The organism is Thioalkalivibrio sp. ALE11, from assembly GCF_000381205.1.
In the GTDB taxonomy this organism is placed as follows: domain Bacteria; phylum Pseudomonadota; class Gammaproteobacteria; order Ectothiorhodospirales; family Ectothiorhodospiraceae; genus Thioalkalivibrio.
This window is the reverse complement of sequence record NZ_KB906164.1, coordinates 214,208-232,757: the sequence shown is the minus strand read 5'-3', so window position 1 is coordinate 232,757 and position 18,550 is coordinate 214,208. Positions and strand designations below refer to the sequence as shown.

Sequence of the window (18,550 nt, the reverse complement as noted above, 5' to 3'; positions counted from 1 at the left end):
CCGGCCCGGCCGGTATCAGTCGGTGTGGGTGACCCACTCGCGGCCGGTGGCCTCTTCCCAGTCTGCGGGTGTGGGGGTGTTGCGGTCGTAGTCCAGCCAGGCCTCGTACACCTCGTCGGGCCAGTGCGACTGCAGCCAGTAGATGATGGCCTCGGCGTCTTCTTCGTCGATCTGTTCCTCGAACGAGGGCATGGTGCCGCCACGGGCCTGGCCGCCGTAACGGATCATGTCCTTGAGCTGCCACCAGGGGTGGTGCCAGGTGTGGGCCGAGCCGTCGAGCGGCGGCGGGGGCCAGTTGCCGTCTTCGTCCGGCTGGTGCCAGTTCTCCGCCCCCTCGCGGTCCTCGCCATGGCAGGCCGCGCAGTACTGCTGGTAGAGGTGCTCGCCGCGCGCGAGGATCTCCGGGTTGTCGGTGCGTTCGCGGTGTTCCGGCTCGCCGGACCAGAAGCCGCCGTCACAGCCGGTCACCAGCAGGGCCAGGGCCAGGGCGAGAAGCGGGGAGGCCCGCAGGGTCGCGGTCATTCGGCTTCTCCTTCGTCCGGCGCGTCGTCCCCGCCGAAGGCATCACGGACCCCGTCCCAGGCGTCGCGCGAGCCGTCGCGCACGCCATCCCAGACCTCGCGGGAACCTTCGCGGACGCCGCCCCAGGCCTCGCGCGAGCCGTCCCGCACGCCTTCCCAGGCCTTGCGCGAGCCTTCGCGGATCGACCCGCCGGCGCGCCCGCTGCGCAGTTCCATGTCGTCGTACCAGGCGGCCAGGGCATCGCGTTCGTCGTCCAGGGCCTGCAAGGCCCGGTCGCGGTTTTCGCGCGTGGTGTCGGCGAGATCGTCCCAGGTCTCGCTGGCCTCCCGGTGCAGGCGCTGCAGGGTGTCATCCATCGCGTCCAGGGTATCCCGGGTGCGCTCGCGTGCGGTCTCGTCGCCTTCTTCGGCATCGCGCTGCAGCTGCTCGCGGCGCTGCTGCCAGTCCTCGCGCAGGCTCTTCATCGACTCGCTGGTGGTTTCGGCAGCGGTGGTCCCGTCGCCGGATTCCGCCCAGGTGGCCGGTGGCAGCGCCAGCAGGAGCCCGAGCACGGCCAGGAGTAACAGTCGGGTGGCTGGATTGCGGGTCATGAGGAGTCTCCGGATGCCTCGATTTGTCCACCATGGTAGACGAGTGCGGCCCGGTGTAGTTTCCCCAGTTCCGTGCGCGACGGCCGACGAGGAGGTGAATCCGTGAAATTCGACGCTTTTGTCCGCGGTGCTCCGGGCCTGTCCGTGATCATCCCCGCGTGGAACGAGGCGGAATGGCTGCCGCGGACCCTGGCCGCGGTCCAGGGGGCGCTGGCCGGTGTCGAACGGGCCAGCGAGATCATCGTGGTCGACAATGCCTCCACGGATGCCACCCCGGAGATCGCGCAGCGCGCGGGCTGCCGGGTGGTGTACGAGCCGGAGCGCAGGATCAGCCGGGCGCGCAATGCGGGTGCCGGGGCGGCTCGCGGGCAGTACCTGCTGTTCGTCGATGCCGACACCTGGCCCGATGCCGAACTGCTGCAGGCCACGCTGGACGCGCTCGACAGCGGAACGGTGTGCGGCGGTGGCGCCCGGGTCGCCTTCGATCACCTCGACCATCGCATCTATCGCTGGGGCGCGGTCGCATGGAACGCCCTCTCCGCGCGCCTGGGTCTGGCGGCGGGCTGCTACGTGTTCTGCACCCGCGAGGCGTTCGCGGCCGCGGGCGGTTTCAGCGAGGCGGTCTATGCGGGCGAGGAGGTGTTCCTGTCACGGGCGCTGAAGCGCCGGGGCAGGGCGCGCGGGCAGCGTTTCGAGATCCTGCAGACGCCGGTGCTGACCTCGGGGCGCAAGGAGGACTGGTTCCACCCCGCGCGCCACGTCCTGGTGGTGCTGCAGGTGCTGCTGTTGCCCTGGAGCCTGCGTTCGCGGCGTCTGAGCTGGTTCTGGTACACGCGTCCCCCGCGCAAACCCTGACTCAGAGCACGTCGAAGCGGTTGCGTCCGGATTCCTTGGCCGAATACAGGGCGTGGTCGGCGCGTTCGAGGATCTCGTCGACGGGTTCGCCGGGCTGCGCGAGATGGCCCCCGGCGCTGAAGGTCACCGGCGTGTCCTCCGGCGTCTCGACCCGGGCGGCGGCCTCCACGACGGTCTGCCCCGTCGCCGCCAGGCGGCCTTCGTCGCAGGGGTGCAGCAGGATCAGGAATTCGTCGCCGCCCCAGCGCGCGACCCGGTCGTCGGGGCCGAGGATTTCGCGCAGCCGTTCGGCGACCCGGGTCAGGGTGGTATCGCCTTCGGCATGCCCGTGGGTGTCGTTGAGCGGCTTGAAGTGGTCCAGGTCCAGATAGATGACCCCGAACGGCTCGCCGGAATGCCGCGCGCGCTGGGCATGGTCATCCAGCAGCTCGTCCATGCCCCGCCGGCTCACCAGTCCGGTCAGCGGATCCTTGCGGGCCATTTCGTGCAGTGCCTCGGTGCGCTCGCGGACCTTGGTCTCGAGGTTGCGGGTCTGGTTGCGGATGGCCTCCGCCATGCTCTGGTAGTGCCGCATCAGGCGGCCGATCTCGCCGCGCGCCTCGGGCAGTTCCACCGGGCGCAGGTCGCCGGACTGGATGCGTGCCATCGCCTGTTCCAGCGCGGCCACCGGGCGGAAAATCAGGCGCTGCAGGGCCATGTGCAGCAGCACCAGGACCAGGGCCAGGGTAAAGCCGAAGACCACCAGCACCGGCGTGAAATGTCGTACCGGCATCACCTCGTCGAGGTCCAGCAGGGTGATTTCATACCAGTCGAGAGCCGGCAACCGGGCAATGCCCGCCAGCTGGCGCTGCCCGTCGACCTGGACGAAGTCGGTGCGCACCTCGCCTTCCGGATCGGACACATTCCGCAGTTCGTCCATCATGGAGCGGATGCGCTGGTGGTCGCGGGGACGGTCGACCAGGCGTTCCACCGTGCTTTTCTGACCCTCCGGCTGCACCAGGCTGGCGAATTCGATGAACTCCGGATCGCGGTAGAGCTGGATGGCACCGCTGAAGTCGGCGAACACCGTGGTGATCCCCGGCTGCTCGATGTCGACGATGTCGTGCAGGATGCCGTCCAGTTCCAGGCCGGTCCCGGTCATGCCCAGGATGGAGCCGTCGCGGTCGCGGATCAGCACGTCGATCCACAGCTTGGTGACCCCCAGCTCGGTGTCCGGATTGACGTTGAGATGGAAGTCGCGTTCCTCCTCGATCAGGCGGAAGAACCAGGCATCATCGGGGTCGTCGGGGTCCAGGTGATAGCGCAGCGGGTCGTCGGCGAATTCGTCGTCGGCGTTGTTGTGGTAGTAGGCGCCGTTTTCGCGCAGGGCCACGAAGTAGTTTTCGTCGCGGAAATTGCCGCGAAAGCTCTCCATCTCCTCGATGGCGGCCGCCTCCCTGTCGGGGTTGTCGGATTCGCGGGCGAACCGGAGGATGGCGGTGGAGTCGGCCAGCTGGTGCGACAGGGCGATCTCGCGTTCCAGCGGCTGCTGCAGGCGGGCGCTGTCGTAGCGCACCTGGATCTCCGCGACGTGCTGCCCCCATTGCTCGATGATGCCTTCGGCAATGCGCTCGAAGGCAAACCAGACGCCGACCAGTCCGACCAGGAGCAGGGCGCCGGCGAGCATCAGGAAGCGGCTGCGCAGGCTCATGCCGGGGGCGGGAAGGGAGATAAAAGACCGTGCATGGTTCAAGTTTACCAGAGGGTCACGCGGCCCGTTTGCGCGCCAGTGTGAGGCCGTCGCCGATCGGCACCAGCGACAGATCCACCCGCTCGTCCCGGTGCACGAACCGGTTGAATTCGCGGATCGCTACCGTGTCCTCGCGCTGATCGCTGCGGTCGGCCACCGTGCCGTGCCACAGGGTGTTGTCGATCATCACCAGGCCCCCGGGCGCCAGCAGGGCGAGGCAGTGTTCGTAGTATTCGCGGTAGCCGGTCTTGTCGGCGTCGATGAAGGCCAGGTCGAAGGGCTCGACCGCGGGGTCTTCTTCGCGCAGGGCCTGGAGGGCATCCGCGGCCGGTCCGAGGCGCAGGTCGATGCGGTCCTCGACGCCGGCGCGGCGCCAGTAGCGGCCGGCGATGTCGGTCCATTCGCGGCTGAGATCACAGGTCACGATCCGGCCGTCGGCCGGCAGGGCCTCGGCGATGACCAGGCTGCTGTAGCCGGTGAAGGTGCCGATCTCCAGGTAGCGCCGGGCACCCGTCAGCCGGGCGAGCAGGGCCATGAACTGCCCCTGTTCCGGGGCGATCTGCATGCGCGCCTCGGGCAGGGCCGCGGTCTCCGCACGCAGTTCTGCCAGCAGCGGCGATTCGCGCAGCGAGGCATCGAGCAGATACGGGTGGAGTTCGTCATCGAGACCGATGGACCGTGTGGACATGGCAACCTCCGGGTTAAGGAAACACTGCGCGCAGGCGTTGCAGGCCGCGCAGCGGGTGGATGGCGGCCAGGGTCAGGGCGATCAGCGCCGCCCATTCCAGCCAGTGGGGCAGCCATTCGGTGGCGGCCTCGACCCCGGTCAGCGGATCGAAGCCGGTCTGCGCCAGGGCCAGATCCAGCAGCAGCCCCAGGGCGACGGTCGATACCACGATCCCGACGAGGTAGCGAACCAGCGCGGCATTGCCCATCTCCCGACGATAGACGCCCAGGGTCGCCATGCTGGTGATCGGCGCGGCCAGCAGGAACACCAGCACGGTCCCGGGCGAAACGCCGGCCACCAGCAGGCCGGCGGCGATGGGCGTGGCCGCCGTTGCACACAGATACATGGGGATGCCCACCAGCGCCATCAGGAGCATGACGGCCGGCCCGCTGCCGTACGCGGCCAGCGCATCCGGCGGTACGGTGGCCAGCAGCACGCCCGCCACCAGCAGTCCGAGCACCAGCCACAGGCGGATGTCGTCGAGGATGTCGCCAAAGGCGTAGGCGAGGCCGCCGCGCAGTTCGGCCAGGCGCCCGGGACTGGCGGGTGCCGGCGCGGCCTCCGTGCCGCAGGTGCTGCCGCAGGTGCTGCCGCAGGCGTCGCCGCCGACATCGTCCGGGCCGGGGTCGGGCGGCGTCTGGCGGGCGAGGCTTCCCGCTCCGACCAGCAGCCCGGTGGCCAGCGCGGTAACCACCGCGCCGAGCCCCCGGACCACGGCCATCAGCGGTCCCAGCAGGACGTAGCTGATCGCCAGCGAATCGATCCCGATGCCGGGGCTGCCGATCAGGAAGGCCGTGGCGGGGCCGCATCCGGCGCCGCCTCGGTGCAGGGCCAGGGCGGCCGGGATGGCGCCGCAGGAACACAGGGGCAAGGGCGCCCCGGCCACCGCCCCGCGCGCCGTGGCCCCCACCGAGGATCCCCCCAGCCAGGCCTGCAGGCGTTCCTGAGGCAACAGGGCGCGCACCAGGCCGGCGACCGCCAGCCCCGCCAGCAGCCAGGGCGCGGCGGCGAGCGCGAGTTGCAGGGTGGCCTGAAGGATGTCGCTTGCCATGAGTCCATCCTTCGCTGTGTGCCGCGCGGGTGCAAGAGCGACCAGTGCGGGTGGCGGTTCGGCACCGCCCGGCGGGAGCGGCTACACTGCCGCCCATTCACGCAATGCAACGAAAGGAGATGATAATGACGGGATACGCACTGGCGAACGTGCTCCACGTCCTGGCCGTGGTGATCTGGGTGGGCGGCATGTTCTTCGCCTGGGCCATCCTGCGCCCGGCGGCCAACGCGGAGCTGGATGACGCCACGCGCCTGCGCCTGTGGCCGGCGGTGCTGGGGCGGTTCTTCCCCTGGGTGTGGGCCTCCATCGCGGTGGTGCTGGTGACGGGCTTCTACCTGATCTTCGGCGTGCTCGGCGGCATGGGCGGGGTGCATCCCAGCGTGCACACCATGCTGCTGCTGGGCATCATCATGATGCTGATCTTCGCGCACATCTTCTTTGCGCCGTACCGCCGGCTGAAGCAGGCCGCCGAGGCCGGAGACATCGCCGAGGGTCTGCGTCGGGTCGGCCAGATCCGCCTGTTCGTGGCGATCAATACCGTGCTGGGTCTGGTCACCGTGGCCGTGGGCTCCGGCGGCCGGCTGCCGATGTAAGCCCGCTCAGGGGTCCGGCCCGGAGCGCAGGCGCGGGTGCCAGACGAGCTCCGGTGCCCGCGGCGGTTCGCACTCCACCACTGCGTTCTGCTCGAATTTTTCCAGCCAGTGGTCACGGATCGCCGGCGGGAGGTCGGGGATGCCGAAACCGGGTTCTTCGGGCCATTCTCCGTCCGGGTCGCCGCTGGTGGCCGGCCAGGCGGGTCGTCCCGCGCTGGTGATCGTGGCCCGCAGCTGTTCCTGGCGCCGGGCGTTCTCCGTCGCACCGGATGGCCGGCTGAAGGGGTTGTGTGCGGTGATCAGCGTGATCCGTGCATGGCCCCGTGCGCTCAGCTGGCGCGCCAGTTCCGCGTGGGGCTCGCCAATGCGCAGCTCCAGGGTCGCGCCGCCACCCTGTGCGGCCCCGGCCGGCCCCGGCGGCAGCTGTACGCGGTAGTGCGCCGCGGCGTACACCTGCTCCAGACGCCGGATTTCTGCGCGGCTTCCGGGGGCAGACGATCCCCCGCTGCTTGTCTGTTCGGTCATGTCGCGGCACTCTCGAGGTTGCACCTGCACGGCAGGCGATTCGACAGGGGGAGCGGGATGTCGGTCAAGCCATGGATCCAGCGGGGCGGGACGTGAGCCGCGGGTCGGCCTCCGGTCGGGTCCCCGGGCGGACTTCGCATCTGACCGGGGCCTTTCTGCTGGTCCTGCTGCTGGTGGCGGCGGTGGCGGTGGTCAGCTGGTTGCGCGTGCAGCAGCTGCAGCAGGAGGTCCAGTCTCTGACCGCGGAATACGTGCAGCGGGTGGACAGTGTCCACCGCATGCGCGCGCTGGTGCGCGAGCGGACGCTGCGCGCGACGCTGGTCCTGAGCACCGATGACCCCGCCATGCAGGACCAGTACCGCCAGGAATTCCGCGACCTCGCCCGACGCTTCATCGAGGCGCGCGACGAGGTGGATCGGGCGATCGACGATCCCCGCCATGCGCGTCTGCTGGCGGAACTGCGCGAGATGACCGCGGTGGGGGCGCCGCTGATGAGCGAGATGATCGACCTGGCCCTTGCCGGCGGCCGTCAGGAGGCGTTGCCGACCCTGTATTCCCGCATCATGCCGGCGCAGGAGCGCACCCTGGAGCAGATCGAGCGCCTTCTCGCGGCTCTCGAACAGCAGAACGCGGCGGACATTCGCGCGATGGTGCGCCAGCACGAGGATACCCAGCAGGTCATGGTGATGGCCTCGGGCGTGGCCATGCTGCTGATCGCCGGCATCGGTTTTCAGGTGCGCCGGCGCATCCGCCGGGATCATTCGGCGCTGCAGGAGGAACTGGTGCAGCGCCGCCGGGCCGAGGCGCGCCTGCGCGAGACCCAGGCCGGGCTGGAGGCCGCGGTGGCGCGGCGGACCGCCGAGCTGGAGGATGCCTCCGCGCGCCTCGAGGAGGCCCAGCGCATCGCCGGCGTGGGGTACTGGGACTGGGGCATCCGCGGCGAGCAGCTCAACTGGTCGACCAATGTCTATGAGCTGTTCGGTCTGGATCCCGAACGGGACACGGCCGGTTTCGAGGCCTACATGCACGCCATCCACCCGGACGACCGTGCCCGGGTGCGCCAGGGCATCAACGCCGCGCTGGCCGAGGGCAGCCATTATCACCTGGAGCACCGGGTCGTGCTGCCCGACGGCGGGCTGCGGCACGTGCGGGTGGAGGGCGAGATATCGCGTGATGCTGACGGGCGCCCGCAGCGGGTGCTGGGCATGGTGCGCGACATCACTCGCGACAAGCAATCCGAACAACGCCTGTGGCATCAGGCCCATCATGATTCGCTGACCGGACTGCCGAACCGCAGCCTGCTGCAGGAGCACCTGCGTCAGGCGCTGAGCCGGGCGCGGCGCAACGGCACGCGTCTGGCGCTGCTGGTCTGCGACCTGGACGGCTTCAAGCCGGTCAACGACCGTCTGGGTCACGATGCCGGTGATGTGGTGCTGGTGACCGTGGCCGCGCGCCTGCGCAGTGGCGTGCGCGAGAGTGACGTGGTCGCCCGCGTGGGGGGCGACGAGTTCGTCCTGCTGCTGGAGGCCGTGGGCGGACCCGAGGACGTGCGCGCCGTGGGACACAAGCTGCACCAGCGTTTCGCCGAGCCGGTGGAGATCAATCAGGAGGCGGTACGCGTGGGTCTGAGTCTGGGGGCGGCGATCTATCCCGACGACGGCGAACGGGCCGAGGAGCTGCTGCAGCAGGCGGACCACGCCATGTACGTCGCCAAGAACGGTTCCGGCCAGGAACTGGTGCTGTCGGATCAGAGGTAGGGGGTCAGCAGCCGGGCAGCGCCGTCGCGCAGGCGGATCGGCAGCGGGCGGCGGTAGACCTCGGTAAGCGTGAGTTCGCGCGAGTCTTCCAGCAGCTCGTCGGCCCACTGCGTCAGGCGTCCGCCCAGCCCCGGGTCGTAGCATTCCAGGTTGAACTCGAAGTTCAGCCGCAGGCTGCGCGGGTCCCAGTTGGCCGAGCCCGCCAGCACCCACTCGCCGTCGACCAGCATGATCTTGGAATGGTTGAACGGCGGCGGGGTCAGCCACAGGCGGCAGCCGCGTTCCAGCAGTTCCGCCTGGCCCGGCTGGCTGGCCCATTGCACCAGCCGCAGATTGTTGTGTTCCGGCAGCAGGATATCCACGCGGATCCCGCGCAGTGCGGCGGCCTTGAGCGCCCCCACCAGGGCATGGTCGGGCAGGAAATAGGGCGTGGCGATCACGATGCGCTCGCGGGCCTCGGCGATCGCCGCCTGCAGGGTGAAGTTGAGGACCTCGAAGTCCTCGTCCGGGCCGTCGGGCAGCCCGCGGCACAGCAGGGCACCGCCGTCGGCGTCCAGTGGCGGGAACCAGGTTTCGCCCTTCAGCTGTTCGCCGGTGGTGAATTCCCAGTCCTCGGCAAACACCCGTTGCAGCTGGCGGCAGACCGGCCCGCGCACGGCGAAATGCAGATCCTGGATCGGGTGACGTCCGGGGTCGCTGGGGCTGTGCCCGCGGCGGATGTTCATGCCGCCGGTGAAGCCACGATACCCGTCGACCACCAGCAGCTTGCGATGGTTGCGCAGATTGAACGCGGCGAGGCTGCGCGGGATGTGGTGCACGGGCAGGAAGGGGGCGGCGACGAGCCCGGCGCGGCGCAGATGGCGCAGGGTGTTGCGGCGGCTGTAGCGCACCCCGATGCCGTCGACCAGTACCCGCACGGCCACACCGCGTTCGCGCGCCGCCTGCAGGTGCCGGATGAAACGCTGGCCCTGAGTGTCGTAGTCGAAGATGTAGGTGGCCAGGGTGATGGAATGTTCCGCGCGATCGATCGCCTCCAGCATCGCGCCGAAGGCCTGGTCGCCGTCGAACAGCGGTTCCATCGCGTTGCCGCCGGTCAGGCGGAACGGGCTCAGGCGGTCGCCGCTGTGTACCAGGCGTTCCCAGCGCGCCGGCGGCGCGGGGCGTGCCCCTTCGTGCGGCTGCAGCCCGGACAGCAGGTGCCCCTCGCGCAGGGCATGCGCACGGCGCCGGATGCGGTTGACGCCGAACAGCCAGTAGAGGATGGAGCCGGCCAGCGGCAGCAGGAAGATCAGCCCGACCCACGCGATCAGCATGCCGGTGTCGCGCCGCTGCAGCAGGGCGTGCGCGGCGGTGGCGACGGCGATCGCGAGCGAGACGACGGCGAAAACACTGGCGGCCCAGCCGGTGTCGAGCACAGCAGGTCTCCCGGTGACGGTGTGGCGTGGCGGCGTTGTGGATGAACCGCCGCAGGCCCGCTACAGTACGCGGGCCGGGCGGCAGCTTAAAGATTTTCCCCGGTGCCCGCCACGGTGGCCCGCGGGAATCCAGCCCTGTCGCCCTCCGTTTCGTTCCCCGGCCGAGAATCGCGCATGAGCCATTCCCTGACTCCCGAATCGTTCGCCAATGGCGAGCAGCTGCCGCTGAAGGATTTCACCGAGAAGGCGTACCTGGATTACTCCATGTACGTGATCCTGGACCGCGCCCTGCCGCATATCGGCGACGGGCTGAAGCCGGTGCAGCGGCGCATCATCTATGCGATGAGCGAACTGGGGCTGTCCGCCACCGCCAAGTACAAGAAGTCGGCGCGTACCGTGGGCGACGTGCTCGGCAAGTTCCATCCGCACGGCGATGCCGCCTGCTACGAGGCGATGGTGCTGATGGCGCAGCCGTTCTCCTACCGCTACCCGTTCGTGGACGGGCAGGGCAACTGGGGCTCGCCGGACGATCCCAAGTCCTTCGCCGCGATGCGCTACACCGAGTCACGCCTGTCGCGCTATGCGCAGCTGCTGCTGTCCGAGCTGGGGCAGGGCACGGTGGACTGGGTGCCGAACTTCGACGGCGCGCTGGAGGAGCCGAAGATGCTGCCGGCGCGGCTGCCGAACGTGCTGCTCAACGGCGGCTCCGGGATCGCCGTGGGCATGGCCACCGACATCCCCCCGCACAACCTGCGCGAGGTGGCCGCGGCCTGCGTGCACCTGCTGGAACACCCGAAGGCCACCGTGGACGAGCTGTGCGAGCACCTGCCGGGGCCGGACTTCCCCACCGAGGCGGAGATCGTCACCCCGCGCGCCGATCTGCAAAAGCTCTACGCCACCGGCCAGGGGTCGGTGCGCGCGCGGGCGCGCTACGAGCGCGAGGGCGACGATATCGTGGTCACCGCGCTGCCGCACCAGGTCTCCGGGGCGAAGCTGCTGGAACAGATCGCCAGCCAGATACGGGCGAAGAAGCTGCCGATGATCGAGGATCTGCGCGACGAATCCGATCACGAGCACCCGACCCGCCTGGTGATCACCCCGCGCTCGAGCCGCGTGGACATCGATGCGCTGATGGCGCATCTGTTCGCCACCACCGACCTCGAGAAGAACTACCGCGTGAACATGAACGTGATCGGGCTGGACGGCCGCCCGCAGGTGCGCGACCTGCCCGGGCTGCTGCGCGAATGGCTGGAGTTTCGCATCGAGACCGTGCGCCGGCGCCTGCAGTGGCGCCTGGAGAAGGTGCAGGCGCGGCTGCATGTGCTGGAAGGCCTGCTGATCGCCTATCTCAACATCGACGAGGTGATCGCGATCATCCGCGAATACGACGAGCCGAAGCCCGAACTGGTCAGCCGCTTCGGCCTCAGCGAGACCCAGGCCGAGGCGATCCTGGAACTCAAGCTGCGGCATCTGGCGAAGCTGGAGGAGATGAAGATCCGCGGCGAGCAGGACGAGCTCTCGCAGGAACGCGACCAGCTGGAGAAGACCCTGGGGTCCGAGCGTCGCCTGCGGACCCGCGTGCGCCAGGAGATCGAGAAGGACGCCGCCGACTATGGTGACGAGCGGCGATCCCCGCTGGTGGAACGCGAAGCCGCGCGGCCGCTGGACGAATCCGCGCTGGTGCCGGCGGAGCCGTTGACCATCGTGCTCTCGGAGAAGGGCTGGGTGCGCGCCGCCAAGGGCCACGACGTGGACGCCCGCGGTCTGAACTACAAGGCGGGTGATGCCTTCCGCGCCGCGGTCGCCGGGCGCAGCAATCAGCCGGTGGCGTTTGTCGACTCCACCGGGCGTGCCTATACCCTGCAGGCGCACAGCCTGCCGTCGGCACGCGGCCAGGGCGAGCCGCTGTCGGGCCGGGTGAACCCGGCGGAGGGGGCCCATTTCGTCGGCATGGCCACCGGCGCCGGCGAGGATCGCTGGCTGCTGGCCACCGATCATGGCTACGGCTTCATCACCCGTCTGGAGGAGCTGCTGGGACGCCAGAAGGCGGGCAAGAACGTGCTGACCGTGCCGGCCGGGGCGGCGGTGCTGCCGCCGGTCGCCGTGCCGGATCCGGAGAACGACCATCTGGCCGTGGTGACCACGCGCGGCTATCTGCTGGTGTTCCCGGCGGCTGCGCTGCCGGAGCTGGCGCGCGGCAAGGGCAACAAGCTGGCCGGGATCCCGGCGTCGTCGATCAAGGACGGCTCGGAGCGGGTGCAGGAGGTGGTGGCCCTGGCTCCGGGCGATACCCTGGTAGTGCATGCCGGCAAGCGCTTCAAGGCGCTGGCGCCGGCGGAGTGGGGCGAATACGTCAGCGAGCGCACGCGCCGCGGGCGTCAGCTGCCGCGCGGTTACCAGAAGGTCGATTCGCTGGAGGTACGCCGCTGACCCGAGCCGCGAGGTCTATGTACGGCGTTGCCCGGCGCCGGTGGCGCCCTGTGCCGGGACGATCAGCGCGCGGGCATCGGCCTCGGGCAGCGGACGGTGATAGAGAAAGCCCTGGCCGACGGGGCAGCCCAGTTCCCGCAGAAGCGCGGCATCGTCTTCGGTCTCGATGCCTTCGGCGACCGTCTTCAGGCCGAAACCGCGACTGACTGCGAGGATGGCCTCGAACAGGCGGCGCATGTCGGGGTCGCCCGCGATGCCGTCCACCAGGGCACGGTCCACCTTGACGGTGGAGACCGGCAGCCGTCGCAGATAGGCCAGCGACGAATACCCCGTGCCGAAGTCGTCGATGGCGATGGAGACCCCCAGTTCGCGGAGTGCATGCAGCTCTTCCAGGGCCTGATCGAGGTTGTGCATGATCGCGGTCTCGGTGATCTCGACCTCGAGGCACTGCGGCGGCGTGCCGGTCTGTTCCAGGGCCAGCCGTACGGCTTCGGTCAGCGTGTTGCCGCGCGCGGTCAGGGCCTCGAACTGGCGTGCCGAGATGTTGACCGCCACCGGGTAGCAGTCACCGGTCGATGCCCGCCAGCGGGAGGTCGCGGCCAGCGCCTCGCGCAGGGCCCACTCGCCGAGGTTGACGACCGCGCCGGTGGTCTCCGCCACCGGGATGAACTCCCCCGGCGAGACCCGGCCGAATTCGGGGTGATCCCAGCGCATCAGCGCCTCGAAACCGGTGACCATGCCATCGGGCAGGTGGATCTTGGGCTGGTACAGCAGCGACAGGCCCTGACCGTCATGGGCATGCGCGAGGTCGTGTTCCAGGCGGTGACGCCGGCGGGCGGCCTGCTCCAGTTCCGGGGCGTAGCTGAGCCAGGGGAGCTGCCGGCGGTCGGCCTTGGACAGCGTGAGCATGACCCGGCGGATCAGCTCGCCGGTGTCGTGGCCGGCCTCGGTGGTGCGCGCATGTCCGGCCACGATCTCCGGGCGTACCTCGTACTGGCCGATCTGCAGGCGCTGCAGGGCGGTGTCGAGCATGTCGCGCAGGGCGTCGTCCGTCAGCCCGTGTTCGCTGCGGGCCAGCAGCAGGAAGGTGGCGCCGCCCCAGAGCCCGCAGATCCCGCCATGGTGGCCTACCGCGGCGTCGAGGCGGCCCTGCAGGCGCTGGCCGGTTTCGCGCAGCATCAGATCGGCGGCGGCGTGGCCCTCCATGCGTTCCAGGGTCTCGTGGCCACTGACGCGCAGCATCACCAGATCGATCACCGGGATCGCCGGGTCCTGCAGCCATTGCTCCAGGGTTTCCAGCAGCGCCGCGCGGTTGGGCAGGTCGGTGGCCAGATCGTGGTGGGCCAGGTACTCAAGGTCGCGGTCCTTGCGCTTCAGGGTCAGGGACTGGGTCTCGAGGCTTTGCGACAGGTCCTGCACCTCGTTGTGCGTGGCGTTGTGCAGGGCCCGTACCCGCAGCAGGTTGCTGATGCGCTGGACCACCTCGGAGGCATCGAACGGCTTGGTGATGAAATCCAGGGCCCCGCCCGCCAGCGCCCGCTGCCGGGTATCGGAGTCGATCTGCGCGGTCAGCACGATCACCGGCAGCCAGTCGCCTTCGCCCAGTTCCGCGTTCAGGTTCTCCATCACCTGATGGCCGTCCATGCCCGGCATGCGGATGTCCAGCAGGAGCAGATCGAAGGCCTCCTCGCGCCAGGTCTCCAGCGCCCGTTGCGGGCTGGTCTCGCCGTGCACGTTGGTGAACCCCGCGTCTTCCAGGATGGTGCTCAGGAGCTCCACGTTCATCGGGTTGTCGTCCACGATGAGGATGCGGGCGGCGGTCTGGCGGTGGTCGGGTGTCAGCATGTCGGGGACGGACTCGGACGTCAGTCGGCCGGCTGCAGGAGCCGGTCGAGGGTTTGCAGGAAAGCGGGGATATCCAGCGGTTTGGTCAGATAGTCCTCGAAATCGGGGTTCTGGTTCCCTTCGTCGACCCGCTCGCGGGAGGCATCGGCGGTCAGGGCGATCAGCGGGATATGGCGGGTATCCGGCCGGGATTTCAGCACCCGTGCCGCCGCGGTACCGCTCATCCCGGGCAGATGGATGTCCAGGATGACCAGATCCGGTTGCCACTCGCGCGCGGTGATCAGGCCCTGTTCCGCGCTGCCGGCCACGCTCAGTTCGGTATTCCCGCGATGGCCAATCAGCTCGCGCATCAGTTCCACGTTGACCGGGTTGTCCTCGATGTACAGCACCCGCCAGCAGTGGGTCGGTCGCCCGTCATCCGCGCCACCGGAGGGTCCGTCCGGGGCATCCGGGGAAGCCGGGCCCGCGACGTCCGCAGGCGTTCCGGTCTGTTCGCTGCGCGGCAGCACGATGCGGAAGCAGGACCCCTCGCCCACCGTGCTGGTGAAGTCGAGGTCGCCGCCCATGCGCGTGGCCAGTTCGCGCGCGATGACCAGGCCGATACCGGTGCCCTCGATGCCTCCGCCTTCCTGACCCAGGCGTTCGAACGGCTGGAACAGGCGGTGGCGCTGTTCCTCCGGGATCCCGGGGCCGGTGTCCCGGACCTCGACCGCGAGGTATCCGGGGGCGGTGCCGTCGGCGTGTTCCGGGACGGAGGCCTCGGGATCCACCACGACCTCCACGCGGCCGTGGTCGCGGTTGTACTTGATGGCATTGGTCAGCAGGTTGATCAGGATCTGGCGTACGCGGGTGGCGTCGGCGTGCACCGGTGGCCAGTCGTGGTCCGGGGTCGCGTGATGCAGGCTGATCTCGCGTTCGCGGGCCAGCGGGCGCACCATTTCCAGAGCCTCGTGCAGGATCGCGTCGATGTCGACGGGCTCCAGCGACAGGGTCAGGCGCCCGGTCTCGATGCGCGAGAGGTCGAGGACATCGGTGATCAGGTTGAGCAGGTGGGTGCCGCTCTGACGGATGTGGGCCACCTGGCGGGCCTGGCGCTGGCTCAGGGGTTCGCGCGGGCTCTCCGCCAGCAGCTGGGCGAAACCGAGGATCGAGTTCAGCGGCGTACGCAGTTCATGCGACATGTTGGACAGAAACTGCGACTTGGCCTGGCTCGCGCGTTCGGCCTCGTGCATGGCCCGTTCGAGCTCCTTGCGGTCGCGGTGGCGCGCCTCGCGGTCATGCAACGCGTTGATGAGGATCGCGCAGGTCGAGGTAAACGGGGCGAGGAAATCCGCGAGAGCCTCGTCGTAGCCGCCCGCGCGGCCGGCGATACCGAACATGCCCACCAGTTCATCGCCATGGTAGATTGGCATGCCGAGATACGGTCCCAGGTCCGGGTGTCCCTCGGGCAGACCCCCGGCCCGCGGGTCCTTCGTGATGTCGTCGGCGATCAGCATGTGGCCATCCCGGAGCACCCGGCTGATCAGGTTGTCGGTTCCGCACAATCGCTGGTCACCCGTGAGCAGCTCCTCGTAGAGCTGAGCCGAGTCCTCGTCCCACGCGATATTCGTGACGGCGTGAATCCTGAGGCGTGGCTGATCATGATGCCATTCGGTTTCGCCGATGAAACCGTAGTGACTGTCGGTCACCTGCAGCAGGGCGTACAGCAGAAACGGCCAGACATCCGCTCCGGATTCCGTTTCCATAAAGTGGATCGTGGCTAGGCGCATGGCGTCCAGCAGATGCTGCTGGCGCTGCTGCTGCGCGGTCGCGTTGCGGTAGGCGTCGATGTCCTCGACGATCCCCAGCAGGTGTCGCGGGCGGCCACGGTCGTCGCGCTCCAGATCGCCCTGGGCGCGCAGCCAGCGCGGCGGCGAGGTGCGGATACGGAATTCCACGTCCAGCGGAGTCCCCGAAGCCAGGCTTTCGTTCAGCGCTCCCTGGACGCGGGGACGGTCCTCCGGCAGCACGATGTCGGTGAGGAAACGCGGATCCTGCAGCGCGGGATGCTCGGCGCCTTCGGTCAGGGCGGCGGCCTCCGGGGTCCAGTCCAGCTCGCCGGTGACCGCGTCCACGCTCCAGTTACCGATGCGCGCGAAGCGCTGTGACAGGCTGCGACGGCGTTCCGCCTCGCGCAGGGCATTCTGCGCACGGGTGATCTCGCTGAGGTCGTGGGCGACGGTGATGACGCCTTCGGAACGGCCGTCCTGGCCGACCAGCGGGGTCTTGATCAGTTCCAGTTCCCAGCTCCGGCCGTTGTGCTCGAAATGCAGCGGCTGGGTGCGGGTCTGGCCGGTGGTCATGACTTCGTGGTCGAGGGCGCGGGCATAGTCGGCCACGTCGGCACTGAAAAAATCGTGGGCCGTGCTTCCGAGGGCCTTTTCCGGCGCGAAGCCCAGCAGGGGTTCGCAGGCCGGGTTGGCCACCACGTAGCGGCCGTCGGCATCGCTGGCGTAGATCGGATTGGGGGCGCCGCGCAGCACCGCGTTGAACAGGCGGCTTTCGCGCAGTTCGCGTTCCTGCGCCTCGTGCAGTTCGGTCAGATCGTTGACGATGCCGATGTAGTGCTCTCCGCCGTCGATCCGGATGGAGGAGACCGCGAGCTGCATCGGAAAGGTGTGCCCGTCGCGATGCAGGCCGCGGACCTCGCGGCCGACCCCGATGATGCGCGCCTCCCCGGTAGTCTGGTAGTGGCGCAGGTAGTCGTCGTGCTGGCTCGCCCAGGGGTCCGGCATGAGCATGGACACGTTGCGGCCCAGGACTTCGTCGGCAGAGTAACCGAACAGGCGCTCGGCCGCGGGGTTGAAGCTCTCGATGAGGCCACCGGCGTCGATCTGGATGATGCCGGCGGCCGCGGTCTCGAGCACGGCGTGCAGCTTGCGGCTTTGGTGCTCGTGTGCAGAGCGGGTGGCGTCATAATCTCCACGCAGGAACTCGGTACGGAGGATGTGCCCGGCGAGCCCGGCGAAGTCCTCCAGCGCGCGGATCCGGTCCGCATCGAACCGGCGCGGCCGGGTATCCATCACGCTCAGGGTGCCCACCGCGAGGCCGTCTTCCAGGGTCAGGGGGATCCCCGCGTAGAAACGTACGCCGGGCTCGCCGGTGACCAGCGGGTTGTCGGCAAAGCGCGGATCGTCGGTCGCGTCCTCGACGATGGTGGTGTGCTGCGGGGTGGCGATGGCATGGGCGCAAAACGAGACCTCGCGCGGTATGCGGCGGTGACAGGCGCCGTGGGTGCCCAGCAGGCGCTGGTGGTCATGGTCGATCACCGAGACCACCGCGATCGGGACCTCCAGTCGCGCCGCTGTCTGGCGCAGCAGCGGCGCGAACAGGCGCTCGCCGTCGGTCTCCTCGAGCAGCAGGCGGCGCACGCCGGCCAGGCGCCGGTCTTCGTCTTCGGGGGTGGGGGGTGCCCGCATGCATGAACCTGGGCGGAAGTTGTTCACGAAGGGATGATACGTCATGCAGGCGATGGTGTGTGTGGCCGGGACTTGAACCCGCGTGTATCGCCCCTATCTAATACACCGTCCGAAATGCCTGATTCCACCCGCAACGGAGAACGAGTTCATCCGATGAAACGCATACTGCTGTTCCTGGCCACCAACTTCGCCATCCTGATCGTGCTCAGCATCACGCTGCGCATCCTCGGGGTGGAGAGCATCCTCGACGAGCAGGGGGTCAATCTTGACCTGACGGCCCTGCTGATCTTCGCCGCGGTGTTCGGTTTTGGCGGCTCGTTCATCTCCCTGGCCATCTCCAAGTGGATGGCGAAGAAGACCATGAAGGTCCAGGTGATCGAGAAGCCTTCGAATGCCACCGAGCAGTGGCTGCTGGAGACCGTCCAGCGCCAGGCGAAGCAGGCGGGCATCGGCATGCCGGAGGTCGGGATCTACGATTCGCCGGACCCCAACGCGTTCGCCACCGGCATGAGCCGGAACAACGCGCTGGTCGCGGTCAGCACCGGGCTGATGCAGAACATGGGGCAGGGCGAGGTCGAGGCCGTGCTGGGCCACGAGGTCGGCCACGTGGCCAATGGCGACATGGTGACCCTGGCCCTGATCCAGGGCGTGGTGAACACCTTCGTGATCTTCCTGTCGCGCGTGATCGGGCACTTTGTCGATCGCGTGGTGTTCAAGAACGAGTCCGGTCACGGCCCGGCGTTCTGGATCACCGCCATCGTGGCCGAGATCATCCTCGCGATCCTGGCCTCCATCATCGTGTTCTGGTTCTCGCGGCAGCGCGAGTTCCGTGCCGACCAGGCCGGGGCCGAACTGGCCGGGCGCGAGAAGATGATCGGGGCGCTGGAGTCGCTGGCGCGGGCCTCCGGCCGGCCGGTGGACATGCCGGATCAGATGGCCGCCTTCGGCATCCGTGGCGGCATGGCGCAGGGCCTGAAGAAGCTGTTCATGAGCCATCCGCCGATCGAACAGCGCATCGCCGCGCTGCGCGCCGGGGCCTGAGGCAGGCCCCGC

Annotated in this window: 14 protein-coding genes; 5 read left to right on the top strand and 9 right to left on the bottom strand. The window is 69.1% G+C overall.

Annotated features, from left to right (window positions below):
• Positions 1 to 15 precede the first annotated feature (15 nt).
• Positions 16 to 522 (bottom strand): cytochrome c, encoded by a 507-nt coding sequence (locus F620_RS0101105; protein WP_019569161.1) that lies wholly within the window; start codon positions 520 to 522, stop codon positions 16 to 18.
• On the bottom strand, positions 519 to 1,112 hold the full coding sequence (locus F620_RS0101100; protein ID WP_019569160.1) for a hypothetical protein: 594 nt from the start codon (positions 1,110 to 1,112) through the stop codon (positions 519 to 521). Before F620_RS0101100 ends, F620_RS0101105 begins: the two co-directional genes overlap by 4 nt.
• A 102-nt stretch (positions 1,113 to 1,214) precedes the next feature.
• On the opposite strand from F620_RS0101100, the gene F620_RS0101095 reads away from it, so the two are divergent.
• A complete protein-coding gene (locus F620_RS0101095; protein ID WP_019569159.1) occupies positions 1,215 to 1,967 on the top strand; it encodes a glycosyltransferase in 753 nt (250 codons plus the stop codon).
• A 1-nt stretch (position 1,968) separates the two neighbouring features.
• On the opposite strand, the gene F620_RS0101090 is transcribed toward F620_RS0101095, so the two are convergent.
• From F620_RS0101090 to F620_RS0101080, 3 genes are read right to left on the bottom strand one after another with little or no spacing between them, the layout of a single operon-like run.
• The gene (locus F620_RS0101090; RefSeq protein ID WP_019569158.1) at positions 1,969 to 3,657 is read right to left on the bottom strand and encodes a sensor domain-containing diguanylate cyclase; all 1,689 of its coding nucleotides are present in this window, start codon (positions 3,655 to 3,657) and stop codon (positions 1,969 to 1,971) included.
• A gap of 55 nt (positions 3,658 to 3,712) precedes the next feature.
• Positions 3,713 to 4,384: an O-methyltransferase gene (locus F620_RS0101085; RefSeq protein WP_019569157.1), complete on the bottom strand. Its 672-nt coding sequence runs from the start codon at positions 4,382 to 4,384 to the stop codon at positions 3,713 to 3,715.
• A gap of 13 nt (positions 4,385 to 4,397) precedes the next feature.
• Positions 4,398 to 5,474 (bottom strand): SO_0444 family Cu/Zn efflux transporter, encoded by a 1,077-nt coding sequence (locus tag F620_RS0101080; RefSeq protein ID WP_019569156.1) that lies wholly within the window; start codon positions 5,472 to 5,474, stop codon positions 4,398 to 4,400.
• Between the two features lie 125 nt (positions 5,475 to 5,599).
• Here F620_RS0101080 and F620_RS0101075 point away from each other — a divergent pair, with 125 nt between their 5' ends.
• Positions 5,600 to 6,067, top strand: a complete 468-nt coding sequence (locus tag F620_RS0101075) for a CopD family protein (RefSeq protein WP_019569155.1) — start codon at positions 5,600 to 5,602, stop codon at positions 6,065 to 6,067.
• Between the two features lie 6 nt (positions 6,068 to 6,073).
• On the opposite strand, the gene F620_RS0101070 is transcribed toward F620_RS0101075, so the two are convergent.
• Entirely contained in the window at positions 6,074 to 6,520 is a 447-nt protein-coding gene (locus F620_RS0101070) for a DUF3293 domain-containing protein (protein WP_019569154.1), read from the bottom strand.
• 143 nt (positions 6,521 to 6,663) lie between these two features.
• Here F620_RS0101070 and F620_RS0101065 point away from each other — a divergent pair, with 143 nt between their 5' ends.
• On the top strand, positions 6,664 to 8,349 hold the full coding sequence (locus F620_RS0101065) for a diguanylate cyclase domain-containing protein (protein WP_019569153.1): 1,686 nt from the start codon (positions 6,664 to 6,666) through the stop codon (positions 8,347 to 8,349).
• On the opposite strand, the gene cls is transcribed toward F620_RS0101065, so the two are convergent.
• A complete protein-coding gene (gene cls, locus F620_RS0101060; protein WP_019569152.1) occupies positions 8,340 to 9,764 on the bottom strand; it encodes a cardiolipin synthase in 1,425 nt (474 codons plus the stop codon). The genes F620_RS0101065 and cls overlap by 10 nt on opposite strands.
• Positions 9,765 to 9,938: 174 nt before the next feature.
• Here cls and parC point away from each other — a divergent pair, with 174 nt between their 5' ends.
• Positions 9,939 to 12,194, top strand: coding sequence for a DNA topoisomerase IV subunit A (gene parC / locus F620_RS0101055; protein WP_019569151.1), 2,256 nt, complete (start codon positions 9,939 to 9,941; stop codon positions 12,192 to 12,194).
• Positions 12,195 to 12,209: 15 nt separating this feature from the next.
• Here the strand turns inward: parC and F620_RS0101050 are convergent, their stop codons facing one another.
• Together F620_RS0101050 and F620_RS0101045 are read right to left on the bottom strand one after the other, a co-directional pair.
• Positions 12,210 to 14,039 (bottom strand): EAL domain-containing protein, encoded by a 1,830-nt coding sequence (locus F620_RS0101050; protein ID WP_019569150.1) that lies wholly within the window; start codon positions 14,037 to 14,039, stop codon positions 12,210 to 12,212.
• A 20-nt stretch (positions 14,040 to 14,059) separates the two neighbouring features.
• Positions 14,060 to 17,497 carry a PAS domain S-box protein gene (locus F620_RS0101045; protein ID WP_019569149.1) on the bottom strand — a complete coding sequence of 1,146 codons (3,438 nt, stop codon included), beginning with the start codon at positions 17,495 to 17,497 and terminating at the stop codon, positions 14,060 to 14,062.
• A 153-nt stretch (positions 17,498 to 17,650) separates the two neighbouring features.
• On the opposite strand from F620_RS0101045, the gene htpX reads away from it, so the two are divergent.
• Positions 17,651 to 18,538 (top strand): protease HtpX, encoded by an 888-nt coding sequence (htpX, locus tag F620_RS0101040; RefSeq protein WP_019021272.1) that lies wholly within the window; start codon positions 17,651 to 17,653, stop codon positions 18,536 to 18,538.
• Positions 18,539 to 18,550: the final 12 nt, after the last annotated feature.

Excerpts from the sequence above, each read along its gene's own strand:
- F620_RS0101065 (WP_019569153.1), top strand. The coding sequence starts at position 6,664 with ATGGATCCAGCGGGGCGGGACGTGAGCCGCGGGTCGGCCTCCGGTCGG.
- F620_RS0101100 (WP_019569160.1), bottom strand. The coding sequence starts at position 1,112 with ATGACCCGCAATCCAGCCACCCGACTGTTACTCCTGGCCGTGCTCGGG.
- parC (WP_019569151.1), top strand. The coding sequence starts at position 9,939 with ATGAGCCATTCCCTGACTCCCGAATCGTTCGCCAATGGCGAGCAGCTG.
- F620_RS0101080 (WP_019569156.1), bottom strand. The coding sequence starts at position 5,474 with ATGGCAAGCGACATCCTTCAGGCCACCCTGCAACTCGCGCTCGCCGCC.
- F620_RS0101090 (WP_019569158.1), bottom strand. The coding sequence starts at position 3,657 with ATGAGCCTGCGCAGCCGCTTCCTGATGCTCGCCGGCGCCCTGCTCCTG.
- F620_RS0101085 (WP_019569157.1), bottom strand. The coding sequence starts at position 4,384 with ATGTCCACACGGTCCATCGGTCTCGATGACGAACTCCACCCGTATCTG.
- F620_RS0101050 (WP_019569150.1), bottom strand. The coding sequence starts at position 14,039 with ATGCTGACACCCGACCACCGCCAGACCGCCGCCCGCATCCTCATCGTG.
- F620_RS0101045 (WP_019569149.1), bottom strand. The coding sequence starts at position 17,497 with ATGCGGGCACCCCCCACCCCCGAAGACGAAGACCGGCGCCTGGCCGGC.
- F620_RS0101075 (WP_019569155.1), top strand. The coding sequence starts at position 5,600 with ATGACGGGATACGCACTGGCGAACGTGCTCCACGTCCTGGCCGTGGTG.
- F620_RS0101105 (WP_019569161.1), bottom strand. The coding sequence starts at position 522 with ATGACCGCGACCCTGCGGGCCTCCCCGCTTCTCGCCCTGGCCCTGGCC.
- htpX (WP_019021272.1), top strand. The coding sequence starts at position 17,651 with ATGAAACGCATACTGCTGTTCCTGGCCACCAACTTCGCCATCCTGATC.